General features: G+C 53.7%; 22 protein-coding genes. All 22 read right to left on the reverse strand.

Going from position 1 to position 19,642, the window contains the following annotated elements; genetic code table 11:
• Positions 1–241 precede the first annotated feature (241 nt).
• Positions 242–856 carry a ribonuclease HII gene (locus ACFO9Q_RS01275; protein WP_379177822.1) on the reverse strand — a complete coding sequence of 205 codons (615 nt, stop codon included), beginning with the start codon at positions 854–856 and terminating at the stop codon, positions 242–244.
• Between the two features lie 35 nt (positions 857–891).
• Positions 892–1,800, reverse strand: a complete 909-nt coding sequence (gene ylqF, locus ACFO9Q_RS01280; protein ID WP_379177824.1) for a ribosome biogenesis GTPase YlqF — start codon at positions 1,798–1,800, stop codon at positions 892–894.
• Between the two features lie 20 nt (positions 1,801–1,820).
• On the reverse strand, positions 1,821–2,504 hold the full coding sequence (gene lepB, locus ACFO9Q_RS01285) for a signal peptidase I (protein WP_379177826.1): 684 nt from the start codon (positions 2,502–2,504) through the stop codon (positions 1,821–1,823).
• A gap of 98 nt (positions 2,505–2,602) precedes the next feature.
• Entirely contained in the window at positions 2,603–2,944 is a 342-nt protein-coding gene (rplS, locus tag ACFO9Q_RS01290) for a 50S ribosomal protein L19 (RefSeq protein WP_379177828.1), read from the reverse strand.
• Between the two features lie 181 nt (positions 2,945–3,125).
• Entirely contained in the window at positions 3,126–3,902 is a 777-nt protein-coding gene (trmD, locus tag ACFO9Q_RS01295; RefSeq protein ID WP_379177830.1) for a tRNA (guanosine(37)-N1)-methyltransferase TrmD, read from the reverse strand.
• 3 nt (positions 3,903–3,905) lie between these two features.
• Positions 3,906–4,433 (reverse strand): ribosome maturation factor RimM, encoded by a 528-nt coding sequence (rimM, locus tag ACFO9Q_RS01300; RefSeq protein ID WP_379177832.1) that lies wholly within the window; start codon positions 4,431–4,433, stop codon positions 3,906–3,908.
• Positions 4,434–4,586: 153 nt separating this feature from the next.
• On the reverse strand, positions 4,587–4,817 hold the full coding sequence (locus tag ACFO9Q_RS01305; protein WP_379177834.1) for a KH domain-containing protein: 231 nt from the start codon (positions 4,815–4,817) through the stop codon (positions 4,587–4,589).
• Between the two features lie 26 nt (positions 4,818–4,843).
• Positions 4,844–5,116, reverse strand: coding sequence for a 30S ribosomal protein S16 (rpsP, locus tag ACFO9Q_RS01310; RefSeq protein WP_379177836.1), 273 nt, complete (start codon positions 5,114–5,116; stop codon positions 4,844–4,846).
• 82 nt (positions 5,117–5,198) lie between these two features.
• Complete coding sequence (ffh, locus tag ACFO9Q_RS01315; RefSeq protein WP_379177838.1) at positions 5,199–6,593, reverse strand: signal recognition particle protein; 1,395 nt, start codon at positions 6,591–6,593, stop codon at positions 5,199–5,201.
• Positions 6,580–6,957, reverse strand: a complete 378-nt coding sequence (gene ylxM / locus ACFO9Q_RS01320; RefSeq protein WP_379178036.1) for a YlxM family DNA-binding protein — start codon at positions 6,955–6,957, stop codon at positions 6,580–6,582. The genes ffh and ylxM overlap by 14 nt, the downstream gene beginning before the upstream one ends.
• 153 nt (positions 6,958–7,110) lie before the next feature.
• Positions 7,111–8,106 (reverse strand): signal recognition particle-docking protein FtsY, encoded by a 996-nt coding sequence (ftsY, locus tag ACFO9Q_RS01325; RefSeq protein WP_379177840.1) that lies wholly within the window; start codon positions 8,104–8,106, stop codon positions 7,111–7,113.
• Between the two features lie 42 nt (positions 8,107–8,148).
• On the reverse strand, positions 8,149–11,733 hold the full coding sequence (gene smc / locus ACFO9Q_RS01330; RefSeq protein ID WP_379177842.1) for a chromosome segregation protein SMC: 3,585 nt from the start codon (positions 11,731–11,733) through the stop codon (positions 8,149–8,151).
• A gap of 175 nt (positions 11,734–11,908) precedes the next feature.
• Positions 11,909–12,607: a ribonuclease III gene (gene rnc, locus ACFO9Q_RS01335; RefSeq protein WP_379177844.1), complete on the reverse strand. Its 699-nt coding sequence runs from the start codon at positions 12,605–12,607 to the stop codon at positions 11,909–11,911.
• On the reverse strand, positions 12,597–13,835 hold the full coding sequence (gene fabF / locus ACFO9Q_RS01340; RefSeq protein WP_379177846.1) for a beta-ketoacyl-ACP synthase II: 1,239 nt from the start codon (positions 13,833–13,835) through the stop codon (positions 12,597–12,599). The genes rnc and fabF overlap by 11 nt, the downstream gene beginning before the upstream one ends.
• A 171-nt stretch (positions 13,836–14,006) precedes the next feature.
• Positions 14,007–14,240, reverse strand: coding sequence for an acyl carrier protein (acpP, locus tag ACFO9Q_RS01345; RefSeq protein WP_379177848.1), 234 nt, complete (start codon positions 14,238–14,240; stop codon positions 14,007–14,009).
• A gap of 106 nt (positions 14,241–14,346) precedes the next feature.
• On the reverse strand, positions 14,347–15,096 hold the full coding sequence (fabG, locus tag ACFO9Q_RS01350; RefSeq protein WP_379177850.1) for a 3-oxoacyl-[acyl-carrier-protein] reductase: 750 nt from the start codon (positions 15,094–15,096) through the stop codon (positions 14,347–14,349).
• Between the two features lie 49 nt (positions 15,097–15,145).
• The gene (gene fabD, locus ACFO9Q_RS01355) at positions 15,146–16,075 is read right to left on the reverse strand and encodes an ACP S-malonyltransferase (protein ID WP_379177852.1); all 930 of its coding nucleotides are present in this window, start codon (positions 16,073–16,075) and stop codon (positions 15,146–15,148) included.
• Between the two features lie 19 nt (positions 16,076–16,094).
• Positions 16,095–17,081 (reverse strand): beta-ketoacyl-ACP synthase III, encoded by a 987-nt coding sequence (locus ACFO9Q_RS01360; RefSeq protein WP_379177854.1) that lies wholly within the window; start codon positions 17,079–17,081, stop codon positions 16,095–16,097.
• Between the two features lie 10 nt (positions 17,082–17,091).
• Complete coding sequence (gene plsX / locus ACFO9Q_RS01365) at positions 17,092–18,081, reverse strand: phosphate acyltransferase PlsX (protein ID WP_379177856.1); 990 nt, start codon at positions 18,079–18,081, stop codon at positions 17,092–17,094.
• Positions 18,065–18,673, reverse strand: coding sequence for a transcription factor FapR (gene fapR, locus ACFO9Q_RS01370; RefSeq protein WP_379178038.1), 609 nt, complete (start codon positions 18,671–18,673; stop codon positions 18,065–18,067). The genes plsX and fapR overlap by 17 nt, the downstream gene beginning before the upstream one ends.
• 173 nt (positions 18,674–18,846) lie before the next feature.
• The gene (gene rpmF, locus ACFO9Q_RS01375) at positions 18,847–19,020 is read right to left on the reverse strand and encodes a 50S ribosomal protein L32 (RefSeq protein WP_379177858.1); all 174 of its coding nucleotides are present in this window, start codon (positions 19,018–19,020) and stop codon (positions 18,847–18,849) included.
• A 43-nt stretch (positions 19,021–19,063) separates the two neighbouring features.
• Positions 19,064–19,582 carry a YceD family protein gene (locus ACFO9Q_RS01380; RefSeq protein ID WP_379177860.1) on the reverse strand — a complete coding sequence of 173 codons (519 nt, stop codon included), beginning with the start codon at positions 19,580–19,582 and terminating at the stop codon, positions 19,064–19,066.
• Positions 19,583–19,642: the final 60 nt, after the last annotated feature.

Raw genomic sequence — 19,642 nt, forward strand, 5'->3', positions numbered from 1 at the left:
CCCAACACAACAAAAAACAAGCCCTCCACACCAACAGACTAAAGAATATACAATCATCCTTCAGCCCCTCATGTGGAGGACTTGCTTATCGACTTATGGTCTTATCTCCTGCTCAAGAGACTTACTTATCGACTTATGATCTTATCTATTGCTCAAGAGGACTTGCTTATGGTCTTATCCCCTGTTCACCCTGCTCAAGAGGACTTGCTTATCTTCATGTCACTAGTCTCATGTCCCCTGCTCAGAACAGCTCCAGCTGCTCCACAGGCAGGATCTTGCCCAGAAACGATCTGCGGTGCAGCGGGCTAGGTCCGTATTCCAGCAGCTTCTCCCGATGCAGCTTCGTCGCGTAGCCCTTATGTATCGCGATACCGTAAGCCGGGTACAGCAGATCCCACTCCCCTGTACACAGCCGGTCTCTCGTTACCTTGGCCATGATGGAAGCAGCTGCAATCGACTGGCTGTTCGCATCACCCTTAATGATGGACAGCTGCGGCAGCTCCACATCTACCTTCTCTGCATCGACGAGCAGGTAGTCCGCCGCGACGGAGAGTGATTCGACTGCCTTCTTCATAGCGAGCCTGGCCGCTTGCTTAATATTAATCTTATCCACTATGACCGAGTCAATTCGAGCAACCGACCACGCGATGCTCTGCTCCCGAATGAGTTCATACAGTTGTTCTCGCTTCTTCTCAGAGAGCTTCTTGGAATCATTCACGCCTTCAATGATTAATCCAGGAGGCAGGATGACAGCCGCTGCCACCACGTCTCCGAACAGACAGCCTCTCCCTACCTCATCTACGCCGGCAACAGACCCATAGCCCTGCTGCCATAGCGGTACTTCATAGTCCAGCATAGCCTTCGTCTTCCCCTGACGTTAGAATCTGGTTGTTATTCTTGTTCGCCCTTGCCCGGCACGCTAAGATGCGCCATCGCAGTCAGCGGTTCCTCGAGCGAGATCTTGCCCATCTTGCCCGCACGCATCTCACGCAATACAATGACAGATACCTTCTCGAAGTCGACTCTGCCGCCGCCAATCAAGCAGCCCCGTCTGCGCCCGATCTCCTCCATGATGCGAACAATCTCATCCGAGTCGTCCAGATCCTTAGGAGGCGTGTCCAGGTCGAACCGCTCCTTCATCGCCGGCCAATAACGAGCGCACAGCTCCTTCACCGCGTGAAAAGCGATATCGTCGATATTCAAGATCTCTTCCTTAATCGCTCCCGTAACCGCAAGTCTATAGCCTACGATGGGATCCTCGAACTTCGGCCATAGAATACCAGGCGTGTCGAGCAGCTCCATCTCTGTGCCAATCTTAATCCATTGCTGACCCTTCGTTACGCCGGGCCGATCACCAGTTGCTGCAATGTTCTTGCCTGCCAGTCGGTTAATTAGCGTCGACTTCCCAACGTTAGGAATACCGACGATAAGACCTCTAATCGCCCGCGGGTTAATGCCCTTCGATATCTGCCGCTCAATCTTCGCATGCAGCAGCAGCTTCGACTTGACGACGATATCGCCAATCCGTGTCCCCGTGTTCGCATCAATGGATACACATTCATGACCTTCCGAGCGGAAGTACGCCATCCACTGCTCCGTCACCTTAGGATCTGCCAGATCAGACTTATTAAGCACAATCAAGCGAGGCTTGCCCGCTAATATCTCATCAATCATTGGATTCCGGCTTGAGAGCGGGATACGTGCATCAAGCAGCTCAATGGCAATGTCGATCAGCTTCAGTTTATCTTGAATTTGCCGTCTTGCTCTTGTCATATGACCAGGGAACCATTGAATGGTCATATACTCACCTCACCCTCGATTTAACCGTGCTTGATCAGCTTAAGCTTGTTAAGCGGCCAGAAGATGACATCAGCACGGCCAATAACTTCCTTGTCATTCACATAGCCGATCATCCGGCTGTCACGGCTGTCGCCGCGGTTGTCGCCCATGGCGAATATCGTCCCTTCAGGAACAACGGCATCCTGATTCTCGTTGTTCGGGAAGCCCGGACCGATATTATACAACTCACCAGCATCATGCGCCGCCTTGATAGCGTCCTTTAAGTAAGGCTCGTCTATTTTTTTATCATTAATATAGACGTCGTCGCCTTCTACCTTTATTTTATCCCCAGGGATGCCAATTACACGCTTGATGAACTCGCGGTTCTCCTCAGGTACATGGAAGACGACCACTTCCCCGCGCTTCGGGTCGCGGATATCATACAAGATCTTATTGACAATAATATGCTCGCCAGTCTCGAAGTTAGGCTGCATCGAAGGGCCTTCTACGATGAACGGAGAGAACAGGAACATGCGGATAACGAATACGAATACGATAGCAATGGTGAGCGCCTTAATCCACTCTACAATTTCCTTATACGCCCGATTGCCGCCTCTGCCAGGTTGACTCGGCTGCACATTCAAGCTATCCGTATGTACAGAATCATGTTGTTGATTGTTCAAGACCTCTGATGAAGTCTCCTCGCCTCGCTGATGATTGTCCATCTTGCGCCTTCTTTCCTAGGTTTAATGTCAGCAATCAGCGCTGCTATTGAAATAACGAAAAGGAGCTTGTTTGACCAAGCCCCTCTTGTCGTTTCAAATTAACGAATTTCTTTAATTCTAGCTGCTTTACCACGAAGGCTGCGCAGGTAGTACAGTTTAGCACGACGTACTTTACCACGACGAGGCACTTCGATCTTGTCAATCTTAGGCGAGTTAAGCGGGAACGTTCTTTCCACGCCAACACCGTAGGAAATTTTACGAACCGTGAACGTCTTGGAAATACCAGTACCGCGGCGCTTAATAACAACACCTTCGAATAGCTGGATACGCTCGCGTGATCCCTCGATAACTTTTACGTATACTTTCAACGTGTCGCCTGGGCGAAAGTTAGGAAGATCTGTCCGAAGCTGTTCTTGTGCAATGGATTGTAAAAGATTCATTTGTTTCACTCCTTCCACCATAGACGTTCTTATGAGCTCGGCGGCTCCCTTAGAGCCGTTTCATTGCTGATAGCGGACCGTCCGATTAATACAAAACAACATTTGCAATTTTATCACATCCACAAGCGAAACACAACCTATATCTCAATTCTCTATTAAAATAGAAACCGGCTAGGCTCGACTAGGTGCTAGAATTCCGCTTGGACTCCAGCTCCAGCTCCAGCTCCAGCTCCCTCTTGCGCTCCGCAATCCATCGCCGTTCCTTATCTGTCAGCTCTGCCTTGTCCAGAAGGTCGGGCCTGCGCGCAAGCGTCCTGAGCAGCGACTGCTCCCTTCTCCAGGCTTCAATATTGCTATGATGCCCAGAGAGCAGGATATCAGGAACCTCCATTCCTTCATACACGGCTGGCCTCGTATAGTGAGGATACTCCAGCAGCCCTGTGGAGAAGGAGTCTGTGATGGCTGACGTCTCGTTGCCCAATACACCCGGCAGCAAGCGTACGACGCTGTCGATGACCACCATAGCAGGCAGCTCCCCGCCAGTCAGCACATAATCGCCAATGGATATTTCATCGGTGACGAGATGGGTTCGAATTCGCTCATCATAACCCTCATAGTGGCCGCAGACGAACACAAGGTGACTCTCCTTGGACAGCTCCTCCGCCTTGTGCTGCGTGAAGGTCTCACCCTGGGGGCACATGAGGATGATTCTCGGCTTGCTTCCCTCGGCGGGGACGAGGTCCCGCACCGCGGCGAACATCGGCTCTGGCTTGAGCACCATGCCTCCTCCGCCTCCGTACGGATAATCGTCTACCGTATTATGCTTATTATTGGAGTAATCCCTGAAGTTGACCGCTCTCAGCTCGGCAATCCCCTTATCTCTAGCCTTGCCGAGTATGGAAGCTCCGAACACCCCATCGAACATCTCCGGGAACAACGTTAGGACATCGATTCTCATGAGCTAGATCAGCCCTTCCATAACCCGAATCGTGACCTTCTTGGCAGCAACATCCACCCCAAGCAAGCACTCGTCTATGACAGGAATGAGAATCTGCTTGCGCTTGCTGCCCTTAGGCGGCTCCACGACCCATACATCATTAGCTCCCGGGCTTAGAATCTCAGTAATGGTACCTAATTCCTCTCCATCCTCAGTTACAACCAGGCAGCCCAGAATTTGGTGATAATAATATTCGCCATCCTCCAGATCAACCATGTCATGCTCGGATACCTTGAGCACCCAGCCCTTGTATCTCTCTACTTCATTAATATTGTTGTAGCCCTTGAGCTTCAGCACGTACATGCTCTTCAGCGGCCTTGACTTCTCCACTTCCACCTGCAGCGACCCGGCTCCTTCCGGGTGGTGCAGCATTAACTTGCTCCCTGCAGCGAACCTGACGTCCGCGAAGTCCGTTGAGGGCACGATCCGAACCTCACCCTTAATGCCCTGCGTATTAACCAGCTTGCCTACGGTGAACCACTTGACTGACATGAACTTGACTCCTCCCTGCACGTATTGCCGCGTCTCTCATTGCTTCCGCAACCTGCTATCATGATTACTATTATGTACAACCTCTTATCGTTCCATAACGACAAGAAGGAGGGCTAGGAATAGATCCCGGCCCCCCTTCATCGTATGTGCTGCTTATGAGACGATATCGACGATGACACGCTTAGGCGATTTGACAGCAGCCGAGGCTACTACCGTTCGAATCGCTTTCGCAATTCGGCCTTGTTTACCGATAACCTTACCAATATCCTCAGCATGAACCGATAGTTCATAGATCGTGCCGCGGTCATCATCCTTCACATTCACACGCACATCATCCGGATGATCCACAAGTGCCTTCGCTATGACAAGAATTAATTCCTTCATTGGCAGGCCCTCCGCTATTCAACCGTTTATTTCTGCAGCTTAAGCTCGTGGAACTTCTTCATTACACCAGCCTTGGATAGCAAGTTGCGAACAGTGTCGGAAGCTTGCGCACCAGTCTGAAGCCACTTCAATGCCTTCTCTTCATCAATGTTGACAAGAGCTGGAGAAGCAACTGGGTTGTAAGTACCGATCTCCTCGATGAAGCGACCGTCACGCGGGGAACGGGAGTCAGATACAACTACGCGGTAGAACGGAGCCTTGTGAGCACCGATACGCTTAAGACGAATACGTACTGCCATTAAAATTCACCTCCTTCAAATAATCAATCCACTGTATACGAATCAGCATGACGGCATATCTGCCAGCTAACTCATTCCTCTATTAGAATGGGAATCGCATTCCCTTGTTCTTGCCGGCCTTGCCAAGCAGTCCTTGAAGCCCCTTCTTCCCGCCCTTAGGACCGTTCGGTCCCATCATTGAGGAGAACTGCTTCATCATCTTGCGCATATCATCGAACTGCTTAATGAGACGATTCACTTCGACTACGGTCGTGCCGCTCCCTGCCGCAACACGCTTGCGGCGGCTATGGTTGAGCAGCTCAGGCTTCTGCTTCTCTTCCTTCGTCATCGAACGAACGATGGCTTCCACACGGCCGATCTGCTTCTCATCAACCTTCATGTCCTTCATGTTGCCCTTCATCTTGTTCATTCCAGGCAGCATATCCATAATCTGATCAAGCGGTCCTAGCTTGCGGACCTGCTCCATCTGCTCCAGGAAGTCATCGAAGGTGAATTCGGCGGTACGCATCTTGCGTTCCATCTCGGCTGCCTTCTCCGCGTCAATGCCGGACTGTGCCTTCTCAATCAGAGAGAGCATGTCACCCATGCCGAGGATACGGGAAGCCATCCGGTCAGGATGGAACGGCTCCAGCGAATCAATCTTCTCGCCCATCGCTGCGAACTTGATCGGCTTGCCCGTAACGGCCTTAACCGAGAGTGCAGCACCGCCTCGTGTATCTCCATCGAGCTTCGTCAGGACGACACCCGTCAGCTCAAGCTGCTGGTCGAAGCTCGACGCCACGTTCACTGCATCTTGCCCGGTCATCGCATCGACAACGAGGAGCACTTCATCCGGCTTAACAAGGGTATGAATCTGCTTCAGCTCGTCCATAAGCGCCTCATCGATATGCAGTCGGCCTGCAGTATCAATAATGACGTAGTCATTCCCATTCGCCCTAGCGTGCTCCAGCCCCGCCTTAGCAATGTCAACTGGCGATGTCTGATCGCCCATAGCGAATACGGGAGCGTTAATCTGCTCTCCCAGCACCTGAAGCTGCTTAATCGCAGCTGGGCGATAGATGTCACAAGCGATGAGGAGCGGCTTGTGGTTGCCCTTCTGCAGCAAGCGGCCAAGCTTACCGGAGGTCGTTGTCTTACCTGCCCCTTGCAGACCAACCATCATGATCACGGTTGGAGGCTTGCTCGCCTTAGCCAGCTTGCTCTGCGTGCCGCCCATGAGCTCCGTCATCTCTTTGTTGACGATATCAATGACGACCATGCCGGGGGTGAAGCTCTTCATAACATCAAGGCCAATCGCTTGCTCCTTCACCTTCGCGATGAAGTCCTTCACGACCTTGAAGTTAACGTCCGCTTCGAGCAGCGCTAAGCGCACTTCACGCATGGCCTCATTCACGTCATCCTCTGATACCTTACCTTTGCCTCTCAGCTTGCTGAATACGTTCTGCAATCGGTTCGATAAGCTCTCAAATGCCGCCATGATGCCTCACCTCCGTCTTCCCTGTATGTTCCACACTTCTTAATTGGTCAATTAAGTTCATTAGTTGTTGTCTATAGCTAGGCAGCGCAGCCGCTTCGGGCCATTCGAGCACTTGACTCTCCAGACTCTCAATCAGCGCTTGCACTCCTAGATGCTTGCTCAGCAGCCCAAGCTTGCTCTCATAGCTCTCAAGCACTTGCTCAGCTCGCTTAATATGTTCATATACCGCCTGACGGCTGATGCCGAACTCGGCTGCAATCTCTCCCAGAGAGAAGTCATCGTGGAAGTAATATTTGAGGAAAGTCTGCTGCTTCTCTGTCAGAAGCGGCTCATAGAAGTCGAATAGAGAGTTAATGCGGGTCATCTTCTCCAGGGCGTCAGTATCATGCGAGTTCACCGCAGCCCCTCCTTCCGTCAAGGAAAACCCCTTTACACCTTCACAACGACTCTTATCATACCCGATGGGCAATCGCACTGTCAAGTATATATCCTTGTCACCTGCACAAGGAGCGATGTGCTAGCTCTCCGACTCTTCCTCAGCCTTCTGAACAAGCCCTGCGAACAGCGCATGAACGAACTGCTCCGCATCGAATTCCTGCAGGTCCGTCATCTTCTCACCTAGGCCGACCAGCTTAACCGGAAGATTGAGCTCATTGCGAATGGCAATGACGATGCCGCCCTTCGCCGTTCCATCCAGCTTCGTCAGCACGAGTCCGGTGACGCCGCTCTTCTCGCCGAACAGCTTCGCTTGGCTAAGCGCATTCTGACCCGTAGTTGCATCCAGTACGAGCAACACTTCATGCGGGGCGCTCGGAATCTCACGCTGGATGACGCGGAATATCTTATTCAGCTCTTCCATCAGGTTATTCTTGTTCTGCAGCCGTCCTGCGGTATCGCATAGCAGCACATCAACGCCGCGCTGCTTCGCCGCTTGAACGGCATCATACATCACAGCGGCTGGGTCAGAGCCGGATTGCTGGCGGATGACATCCACGCCGACACGCTGCCCCCATACTTCCAGCTGCTCAATGGCGCCTGCTCGGAACGTATCGCCAGCTGCGAGCAGCACGCTCTTGCCTTCGCTCTTGAACTTGTGCGCAAGCTTGCCTATCGTTGTCGTCTTGCCGACGCCGTTGACACCGACGAAGAGAATGACCGTAATGCCGCTCTCTGCCATGCGCAGCCCCGGATTATTATCGCCGTCCAGCAGCTGCGACAGCTTCTCCGACAACACTGGCTGGAGCTCGGACGCATCTTCGATCTTCCGCTTCTTCACTTCGACACGAAGCTCGTCAATAAGCTTCATGACTGTATTGACACCTACATCTGCGCCGATCAGAATCTCTTCGAGCTCCTCGTAGAATTCTTCATCGATTTTTTTGCGACGGGTAATTAGCTCCTCCACACGCTCTACGAAGGCCGTACGTGTCTTGGACAGCCCTTCCTTGAAGGAATTCGTGACGGCTTCCGCCTTCGTTGAGATACTCTCCTTCAGTCTCTTGAAAAAACTCATACTCTCTTCCTCCATCCCATCTGCAGCAAGCTGCAAAAATACTTAAGCGGATTCCTGCTCCGCATTCTCTTCATCCTCAAGCCTTACCGACACCAGCTTCGATACGCCGCCTTCTTCCATAGTCACTCCGTAGAGCACATCCGCTTCCTCCATCGTCCCCTTGCGGTGCGTAACGACAATGAACTGCGTCAGCTCGGAGAACTCTCGCAAGTACTGAGCGAACCTAGAGACGTTCGCTTCATCAAGCGCGGCCTCAACCTCGTCGAGGACGCAGAACGGTACGGGCTTGACCTGCAGAATGGCGAACAGCAGGGCAATAGCGGTCAGAGCGCGCTCACCGCCGGAGAGGAGCTGCAGGTTTTGCAGTTTTTTGCCAGGAGGCTGGGCTACGATCTCAATCCCGGTATCCAGCACACGATCCGGCTCGACGAGGACGAGATCTGCTCTCCCCCCGCCGAACAGCTTGCCGAAGACGACAACGAAGTGCGAGCGAATCGCCTCGAAGGTCGTTCGGAACCGCTTCGACATCTCCTCATCCATCTCGCGAATGACTTGATAGAGCGTCGTCTTCGCTTCGATGAGATCATTCTTCTGCTCGCTCAGGAACTCGTAACGCTCCTTCACGCGGTCGTATTCCTCGATGGCGCCCAGATTCACTTCGCCTAGGGCGGAGATCTGGCGCTTCAAGTCACGAACCTCGTTCTGCGTCGCCGTCACATCCTCTGGAAGCGGATAACGCTCCTTCGCAAGCTCATAGCTCAGCTCGTACTCCTCGCTTAGCTTGCGCAGCAGGTTGTCCAGCTCGACATCGAGCCGATTGGCTGCAATCTCGGTCTGACGAATCTGGTCATCAACGAGCCGCAGCTGCGTACGCTGCTCCTTCGTCTCGCTCTCCCCATGCTCAAGCCCTCTCACCTGCTCGGCACGCTGCGCTCTCTTCAGATCGGTCTGCTCCATACATTGCTGCTTCTGGATGAACAGCTGATTCAGCTGCTCGACTTGCTGGATCTCTTCCTTGCTGTGACGCTCCAGCTCCTCCTCCTGCCCAGCGAACAGGGTGCGCAGCTGGTTCAGCTCCTGCTTCGCTCTCTGAATATCTGAGCGCAGACGAGCTGATTGGTCCTCGAAGGACTGCTTCTCCTGATCGGTCTTCGCCGCTTGAATCTTCAGGTCCGTCATCTGGCCCTGAAGCTCTTCCTTGGCGGATTCACTCGCCTTGCGGTGCTCCTCTGCGATTCGAATCGCTTCCTGAAGCTGGCCTTCCTGGGTGGTGAGCTGCTCCAGCTTCACCTGTGCTGCCTCTGCCTGCGCCGCTACATCCTTCTGCTCCGACAGATGCGTGCTCCGGTCGGCGGAGAACAGCTGATGCTGCTCTTCCAGATGACGAGCTTCGTTCGTTAGCTGAGCCAGCTCCGCCTTCACCTGCTGCTCCTCGATTCTCGCACCCTCAGAGCGGCTGCGAAGCTCCTCCATGTCCTGCGAACGGATGGACAGCTCCTTGCGCATATCGTTCACCTTGTCCTTCAGCTTCACGAGCTGGGCTTCGGTATCTTGAATCTCATGATCCAACGCTTCAATCTGGCGCTGACGGCCGAGCAGGCTTGCCCCCTTCTTCTGCAGGCTGCCTCCTGTCATGGATCCGCCGGCGTTCACCACGTCGCCTTCAAGTGTTACGACCCGATAGCGATACTGGCATCTCGATGCAATTCGGTTCGCTTGCTCCAGCGACTCTGCCAGGAGCACATTGCCGAGCAAGCTTCCGACGATTGACTGGTACTTGGGCTCAGCGGTGACGAGCTCAGCTGCGACACCGACGAAGCCCTCAATACCCTCGGCCAGCCGCTTGTCATGCTCCGGCACCTGACGGGAGCGAATGACATCGAGCGGCAAGAAGGTTGCACGGCCAAGCTGGCGCTGCTTGAGGAAGGCGATAGCCGTCCTTGCAGACTTCTCGTCCTCCATGACGACATGCTGGAGCGCGCCCCCGAGCGCCGTCTCGACCGCTACTTCAATGCGATGAGGCACTCTGAGCAATTCCGCCACCGCGCCATGAACACCAGTCAGGCCGCCTGAAGAACGTCTGGAAGCCTTGAGCACTTCCTTGACCCCTTGCATGAAGCCGTCCAGCGCATCCTGCATCTCCTTCATCGTATCCCGTCTAGAGATCGAAGCGTCCAGCTTCTGCTCCCACTTGCGAATGGAAGACGTCGCTTCCTCCAGCAGCTGCTGGAGGGACTTCGACTTCTCCGCCTCCGCCAAGTAACGATTCCGAACCGACTCGATCTCAGCGAGCGAGCGGTCCAGCTGCTGCTGCAGCTCGGTCTTGCGGCTCGTGAGGCGGGCATACTGATCCTTCCACTTCGACTCTTCCTCCGTCAGCCGCTCCATTCGGCGGCCAACCGCTTCCTGCTGCTGTGAAGCGTATCTGATCTCGTTGCGTAGCTGGGCCATCGTACTGAGCACTTCCAGCAGCTCACCCTTAAGCGTCTCCACCGCGCTCTCGCTCGTCCCCCCTGCTACGCCCATGAGAGCAGCTTCTTCAGCAGCCAGCTTCACCTTAAGCTCAGCTAGCTGCGCTTCCAGTGCAGCTGCCTTCCCTCTGAATTCCGCCTCTTCCTTCGTCAGCTCAGCAATTCGGCTCTCAGAGGCTCCGATGGACTCCACCATCTGGCGCTTGTTCTGCTCCAGATTGCGGCGGCGTTCCTTCAACACTTCGCCGTAGCCCTCGCACTTCTCATAGTCCTCACTGAACTGCAGCATAGACTCATGCAGCCGGTCCAGCGCCTCTTCAAGCTCGCGCAGTGCTCCGCGATCCTTCTCCAGATGCGCATCATGCTTGCTGACCACAGTAGACAGCTGAAGCTGCTGCTCCTGCAGCTGCTTCAGCTTCACATTCGATTCCGACCAGGTACGGTGAACATTCTCAATATTATGTACATACATCGAGATCTCTTGATTCTTCAGCTGCTCCTTAAGCTGCTTGAAGTGAATCGCCTTCGCGGATTGCTCCTTGAGCGGACCTACCTGATCTTCCAGCTCGGAGACCAAGTCGTGAATACGGAGCAAGTTGCTCTCGGTATCATCCAGCTTCTTCTGCGCTTCGCGCTTGCGGGACTTGTACTTCACGATGCCTGAGGCTTCCTCGAAGATTCCTCTGCGATCCTCTGAACGAGTACTCAGAATCTCCTCAATACGCCCTTGTCCAATAATGGAGTAGGCTTCCTTCCCGATGCCCGTATCCATGAACAGCTCGGTGATGTCCTTCAGCCTGCAAGGCTGCTTGTTGATCATATATTCACTATCGCCGCTGCGATGGACCCGCCGCGTTACCGTAACCTCGTTATATTCAAGCGGCAGCGCATGGTCCTCATTATCCAGCGTAAGCGACACTTCACTGAAGTTAACAGCCTTGCGGGCATCGCTTCCAGCGAAGATAATGTCCTCCATCTTGCCGCCGCGAAGACTTTTCGCGCTCTGCTCGCCCAGCACCCAGCGGATGCCGTCCGAGATGTTGCTTTTGCCGCTTCCGTTCGGTCCGACGACGGCTGTAATGCCGCGTACGAACTCCATCTCCGTCTTGTCGGCAAATGATTTGAATCCCGATAATTCAATCCGTCTCAGGAACATAATTAATGTGTCACCTCTAGCGGCTATTGTACCATATTTTATTGATTCTCGTTACCTCATGCCAGCGTATTCCACTTCCCCCGGCCTCATGGAGGTAGTTCCTGCGCTTCACATAAAAAAAAACAAAAAGCCAGCCGACCCCAAACGGTCGGCTGACCTTATCTCGAACGGAACGCTAATCCTTCGCCAGCGAACGCCAAGCCTCTGCCGCCGCTCTCTGCTCCGCTTCCTTCTTCGTACGTCCCGTACCCGTGCCGTATCGTTCATCGCCAAGACTTACCTCCACGACGAACTCCCGATCGTGAGCTGGTCCCCGTTCCTCAGTGATTCGGTACTCGACGACTCCCAGACCATGATGCTGCGCTCGTTCCTGCAGCTTGGACTTGAAGTCCTTCACCAAGAGACCGTCATCCGCTTGATCGATTCTCGGGAAGATATGCTCGCCCAGGAAGGATCGCACCTGATCAATCCCTAGATCCAAGTACATCGCACCGACGAAGGACTCGAACAAGTCTGCGAGGAGCGCCGGACGCTGTCTGCCTCCGAGCTGCTCTTCCCCGCGTCCTAACAGGACGTAGGACCCTAGCTGCAGCAGCTCTGCGAATCGGGCAAGCGAGGGCTCGCATACGATTGACGCACGCATGCGGGTCAATTCTCCCTCAGGACGCTGAGGGTATGTGCTGTACAGATGCTCGGAGACGAGGAGCTGTAGCACAGCGTCCCCGAGGAATTCCAGCCGTTCATTGTCCTGCGCCGCGCCGTGCTTATGTTCATTCACATATGACGTATGCGTGAAGGCTTGCTTCAGCAGCCTCGTCCGCTTGAAGGTCAGCTTAAGCTTCTGCTGCAGCTCCAGGAGATGATCATGCTTCATAGACTTGCATCACGATCGATGCATTATGACCGCCGAAGCCGAAGGAGTTCGATAGAGCGATCTTCACATCCGCTGTGCGCGGATGATTCGGAACGTAGTCAAGATCACATTCAGGATCTTGATCCTCAAGATTAATCGTAGGTGCGATGACGCCGTTCTTCAAGGTTAGACCCAGGATGACCGCCTCTACGCCGCCGGCTGCTCCGAGCAGATGGCCTGTCATAGACTTCGTCGATGAGACCGCCAGCTTGTAAGCGTGGTCGCCGAACGCCAGCTTAATCCCCTTCGTCTCTGAACGGTCGCCGACAGGTGTGGATGTACCATGAGCGTTGATATAATCAACCTGCTCTGGAGTAATGCCAGCATCCTTCAGAGCGCGCGTCATGCAGCGTGCAGCGCCTTCAGGATCAGGCTCGGTCATATGGTGAGCATCCCCGCTCATCCCGTAGCCGATAATCTCCGCGTAGATCTTCGCTCCGCGGGCAAGCGCATGCTCCAATGACTCAACGATGACCACGCCTGCGCCTTCACCCATGACGAATCCGTCACGGCCGGTATCGAATGGCCGGCTAGCCTTCTCTGGTTCGTCATTGCGGACTGACATGGCCCGCATGGCGCAGAATCCAGCAAGACCTGTCGGACGGATCGTAGCTTCGGCCCCGCCGCAGATCATCACATCGGCTTCGCCCCTCTGAATGAGCTTGTAGGAATCTCCAATGGAGTGAGTTCCTGTTGCACAGGCTGTAACCGCTGTAGAGTTAGGCCCCTTCGCTCCAGTGGTAATCGATACTTGGCCGGAAGCCATGTTCGCTATCATCATCGGAATGAAGAATGGACTTACCCGCTTAGGCCCCTTCTCCAGGAGCAGATTATGCTGGTCCTCCCATGTGCCAAGTCCGCCAATACCTGAGCCGATCATGACGCCTACTCGTTCAGCATCCGCATTCTTGCCAATCTCAAGCCCTGCATCCTTGATGGCCGTTGAGCTGGCTGCAACCGCGAATTGAACGAACCGGTCCATCCTGCGCGCTTCCTTCTTGTCTGCATAATCTTCCGGGTTGAATCCCTTAATCTCTGCAGCGATCTGAGTCGGATATTCCGACACATCGAATGCTTCGATATGGGATACTCCTGACTTGCCTTCCAGCAGGTTCCCCCAGAATTGGTTCAGATCAGAGCCGAGCGAGGTCATGACCCCCATGCCTGTAACGACTACTCTTTGTTTCATATCTACTCACCTCTACGGACAGCAATTTGGATAACGGCGACGAGCCTGTTATCTTTGAATGTTAGTTATATATAAATAGCATGAAGCTGCTTGCCTTCTGTTGGATGGAATGTTACCGGAAGCTTAGATGGAGAGAAGTCCCGTAGGTTAGTACGGGACTTGTGTGAACTCTTACGTATGAGATTGTATGTAGTTGACTACTTCTCCCACAGTGGTGATTCTCTCTGCATCTTCATCAGAGATCTCCATATCAAATTCGTCTTCGAGCTCCATGACCAATTCTACGACATCGAGAGAGTCAGCGCCGAGGTCATCTTTGAATGAAGCTTCCAGCGTAACTTCCGCTTCGTCTACGCCAAGTCGGTCGACGACGATACGTTTTACACGATCTACTACTTCGGACATCCGGTTCACCTCCTCCATGGTATTATACGAGAATCTAAGATAAATTGCCATACGTAACCGAACGAGCCGGCTTCCGCAAGGCATGTATCTGCTTCAGCCTTGAATCTTACATGTACATGCCGCCGTCAACATGGATCGTCTGGCCTGTCATGTAAGCTGCAGCCCCTGAGGCTAGGAATCGAACCGCTTGCGCAATATCTGCTGGATCGCCTAGTCTTGCCAGCGGAATCTGGGCAGACAGCTGCTCCTTCATCTCTGACGGGAGCTTGTCCGTCATCTCGGTCTGGATGAAGCCCGGAGCGACGCAGTTCACCGTAATGCCCCGGGAAGCAAGCTCCCTTGCACTAGCCTTCGTTAGACCGATTACTCCAGCCTTCGCTGCCACGTAATTCGCCTGACCAGGATTGCCTAGTACGCCAACAACAGAGGAGATATTAATGATGCGGCCGGAGCGCTGCTTCATCATAGGACGTGTAGCCGCCTTGATGCCATTGAAGACACCCTTAAGGTTAGTCTCGATGACTTGGTCGAACTCCTCTTCCTTCATACGCATAATTAGATTATCTCTTGTAATGCCGGCGTTATTCACCAGAATATCAAGTGAGCCGAATTGCTCGATGACTTCCTTAACCATCGCATCGCATTCATCCGCCTTGCCGACGTTCGCCTTGATCATAATTGCCTTGCGGCCAAGCGCTTCCACCGCTTGCGCGGTCTCGGCAGCAGCAGCTTCGCTGCCTGAATAATTAATCGCGACATCTGCGCCAGCCTCGGCAAGTGCAATGGCAATCGCGCGTCCGATGCCTCGAGAAGCACCGGTCACTAGCGCATTCTTCCCTTCTAAGCTTGCAAACATTCCTATCCCTCCCAATCCATTCGAATGATAATATTGATTGTATCGTCCACTAGCTCGAGCCAAGCGCCTCAATGGAGGCCATGCTGTTCACGCTAATGACCTTGAGGCTCTTGTCAACCTTCTTGATGAGTCCTGCCAGCACAGTACCTGAACCAATCTCAATGAACGTATCCACGCCTTGATTCGCGAGCCAGCGTACGCTGTCTTCCCACAGGACGGCCGAGTAGACCTGCTCCTCCAGCAGCTCGCGAATGACTGCCGCTTCCTGTACAGGAAGCGCCGTCACGTTAGCAATGACGGGAATGTCAGCATCCTTCATCGCAACGCCCCTGAGCACCTCGCCGAGACGTTCAGCCGCCGGCTTCATCAGGGAAGAATGGAACGGTCCGCTCACATCCAGCGGAATGACCCGCTTCGCACCTGCCTCCTTGCCTCTCTCAGCAGCCGCAGCCACACCCTCAGCAGTTCCTGAGATGACGATCTGTCCAGGGCAATTCACATTAGCCAGCTCGACGACGCCAGCTTCTTCGCTGATGGTCCGGCAGAGCTCAGCCAGCGCTTCACGTTCAGCTCCAAGCACAGCAGCCATCGCACCGCGCCCGCCTGGCACAGCTTGCTCCATGAAGCTGCCGCGCGCCCGAACGGTACGAACCGCGTCGGTGAAGGACATGACGCCAGCGGCTACAAGCGCGCTGTACTCTCCCAGACTGTGTCCAGCTACATAATCGGCCTTATAGCCTCGCTCTTGAAGGAGCTCCAGCAGCGCATAGCTAACCGTCAGCAGAGCTGGCTGTGTGTTAACCGTCTGCTTAAGGAGCACATCCGGTCCGTTCATAATAATGTCGCTCAGCTTGCAGTCAAGCGTCTCATCCGCTTGACTGAATATCTCGCGCGTACGCGCTGACGCTTCATAAGCGTCCTTGCCCATCCCGACGGCTTGAGCGCCTTGTCCGGGAAATACGAATGCCGTTCTGCTCAAGTTCAATTCTCCCCCATAATTACCAGATCAGTACAGAAGCTCCCCACGTAAGTCCGCCGCCGAATCCTACAAGAACGAGGCAGTCGCCTTCCTTCACTCGTCCCTGCTCGACCGCCTCAGCGAGAGCAATCGGAATGGATGCAGCAGAGACATTGCCATACTTGTCTAAGTTGACCATGCACTTCTCCTCCGGCAGATCCAGACGATGAAGAGCGGATTGAATAATACGGATATTCGCTTGATGCGGTACGAGGAGATCGATCTCTTCCTTCGTCTTGCCTGCCTTATGAAGCGCTTCTTCGGCTGCGCTGCCCATAATACGAACAGCGAACTTGAATACATCGTTGCCTGCCATATGAATGAAGTGCTGCTTCGCTTCTACGCTCTCTGCCGAAGCAGGCACCTTCGACCCGCCGCCGCATACCTTCAGCAGCTCGCCGCCTGCGCCGTCAGCGCCAAGCTGGAAGGATTGGAATCCACGTCCTTCTGCAACTTGGCCCAGTACGACCGCGCCGGCGCCGTCGCCGAACAGGATGCACGTATTGCGGTCCGTGTAATCGGTAATTCGGGATAGGCACTCTGCCCCGACAACAAGTACATGCTTGTACATGCCTGAAGCAATCATGCTCGATGCTGTAGCCAGCCCGTAGATGAAGCCCGAGCATGCAGCAGACAGATCGAATGCGGCAGCCCGCTTCGCTCCTAGCTTCTCCTGCAGCAAGCATGCAGTGGAGGGGAAGTACATATCCGGTGTAATCGTAGCAACAATAATAAGGTCAATATCTTCTACCGTGATTCCCGCTGCTGCAACAGCATCCAGCGAAGCCTTCAAGGCTAGGTCAGAGGTTGCCTGTTCAGGAGCAGCAATCCTCCTCTCCCGGATGCCTGTGCGGGTGACGATCCATTCATCATTCGTCTCTACCATCTGTTCAAGCTCTTGATTCGTTAGGATTCGCTCCGGGACATACTTGCCAGAGCCTATAATGCCGACAGGATGTAACTTCATCTTAACACGCTCACTTCCCGTTTATTTCCACTGCTATTGATTCTGTCAGCTTGCCCTGTATCGCTATTCGCGCTTGCCGAACCGCGCTCTTGATGGCAACGGCGTCCGATGAGCCGTGACACTTCAGGACGAGGCCATTCAATCCGAGCAGAGGTGCGCCTCCATATTGCGTATAGTCCATCTTATTCTTAAGCGTCCTTAGTCTTGGCAGCATAATGGCAGCTGCGAGCTTCGTTAGCCAGGAATGAGTGAAGGCACTCTTAATCTCCCCAAATAACGCACCCGCCGTACCCTCCATCGCCTTCAGCATAATATTACCGCCGAAGCCGTCACAGACGAGGACGTCACAGCTGCGAGCGAGCACATCCCGCGCTTCCACATTGCCGATGAAGTGAATCGGAGACTGCTCCAGCAGCTCATAGGCTGCCTTGGTGAGCTCATTGCCCTTGCCCGCTTCCGTTCCCACATTAAGCAGGCCTACTCTCGGCCGCTCCATGCCATGGACCTTCCTGCGATAGATGGAGCCCATCACCGCATACTGCAGCAGATGCTCCGGTCTCGCATCCATATTCGCACCTAGATCAAGGGACAAGAACCCGACATCATCCATCGTCGGGAGCATAGGGGCAAGCGCAGGCCGTTCAATTCCGGGCAGCCGTCCTACGATGAGCAGTCCAGCTGCCATGAGTGCGCCTGTATTACCAGCCGACAGCATAGCATCCACCTGCCCATCGCGGACTAGCGCACCAGCTGCGACCATCGATGAGTTCTTCTTCCGGCGGACTGCCCGGACGGGCTCATCATCCGGGCCAATGACCTCATCCGCATGCTGTATGGACAGATTGGATGGTGCCTGCCCCTGCAACAGCGATGTGATGACGGCTTCCTGGCCGACGAGCACAATCTCCGTATCCGGCCATTCCTTGGCCGCATCCAGCGCACCTTGAACGATCAACCCAGGTGCATGGTCTCCTCCCATTGCATCAATTGCGATCCTCATACTCGTCCGCCTCTCCTTCTCTGTCTTGTTCTCCAGCGGACCTGTAGATGACGAAGTTGCCTTGGAACACCATCTCTTCTCCTACATAAGTGAACAGCTCCACCTTCGCCTTGCTGCTCTCACCGGAGATTGACCTGACATAAGCCTTCGCGATGCACTTCTCCCCCAGCTTGACCGGACGAATGAACCGAATATCCGCGGTAACCGTCAAGGCAATCTCATCATTAATGACGGCAACTGCCAAGGAGTTCGCTTGGGCGAATACATAATGACCGCGCGCAATGCCCGTACGGGAGAAGGCATGCTCTTCCTTAATCTCGAAGATCGATATGCCGCTGCGATCGAGCTGCAGGTCCACGATATCCCCAATTACCTCATGAAGAGGCAAGGATCGAACCGTATCATACGATCGCTCGGCCATCAGCTTCAGGCGCTCTCTCAGCTCAGGGATGCCTAGCTCCATGCGATCCAGCCGAATCGTCTGTATGCTTACCTTCAGCTGTCTAGTCAGTTCTCTATCCGTCATGAACGGATTCTCTTCCATTAATCGAGCAAGCTGCTGGTGCCGCTGCCGCTTCGGTAGACGTTCGATGGTGGGCACCGCCCTTTCCCTATCATTTATATGAACGTAATAGACGTAATAGCAGATATTATAACCAGGTACTAACTTATTATAGACGCATCCCTCCCCATAATCAATGCAACATTAGCCATTTTTCACAAAAAAACAGCATCCATCGACTGATGAATGCTGTGCTCATTTAACTATTGAGAGATAACTTCTTTTGTTTTGTAGTAACCACACACTTTGCATACGTGGTGACCTTTTTTCAATTCTCCGCACTGCTCGCACTTCACCATACCCGGTACTGCAAGTTTGAAATGCGTACGGCGTTTGTCGCGGCGAGTTTTGGATGTTCTTCTTTGAGGTACTGCCATGTTTCCCACCTCCTTCACAGAGTCGATCACACTTCATAACTGGTTATTCCTTAAATAAATCCTTAAGCGCGGCGAATCTCGGGTCAACGGCCCTCGTATCGCACCCGCATGGCTGTTCATTTAAGTTGCTTCCGCACTTCGGACAGAGTCCGCTGCAATCCTGGCTGCATAATGGCGCGAACGGCATGAATAGAAGAAGATATTCCTCTACATAGGGCTTCAGATCAACCCGTTCCTCGCTTACCACAATGTAATCCTCGGATTCCGCTTCGCTCTCTTCCTCCGTCTTGCCCGTTGCCTTATACTTGAACCCTTCGTAGAAAGGAATAACGATGTGTTCCTTAACGGATTCAAGGCAGCGTGAGCATGCCATCTCTAAGTCAACTGTCAGTTGTCCTTCAGCGGCAACATGATCGCTCATGCCCCATACCTGCAGGGAGACATGAAGCGGGCCTGCGCTTAGCACATCTTGACGTCCTTCGAACAAGGCGTCCACGTTCAACTGCTCGTCAATCGTGAGCTTGGATTCTCTGGATATCGTTTCTTGAATATTAAACTGCATACGATCACTCCAAACAGACAAAGATTATTATAGCCATTTGCCATGTGATTTGTCAACAAT

It is taken from the genome of Paenibacillus sp. GCM10023252, assembly GCF_042653305.1.
Taxonomy (GTDB): Bacteria; Bacillota; Bacilli; order Paenibacillales; family Paenibacillaceae; genus Pristimantibacillus.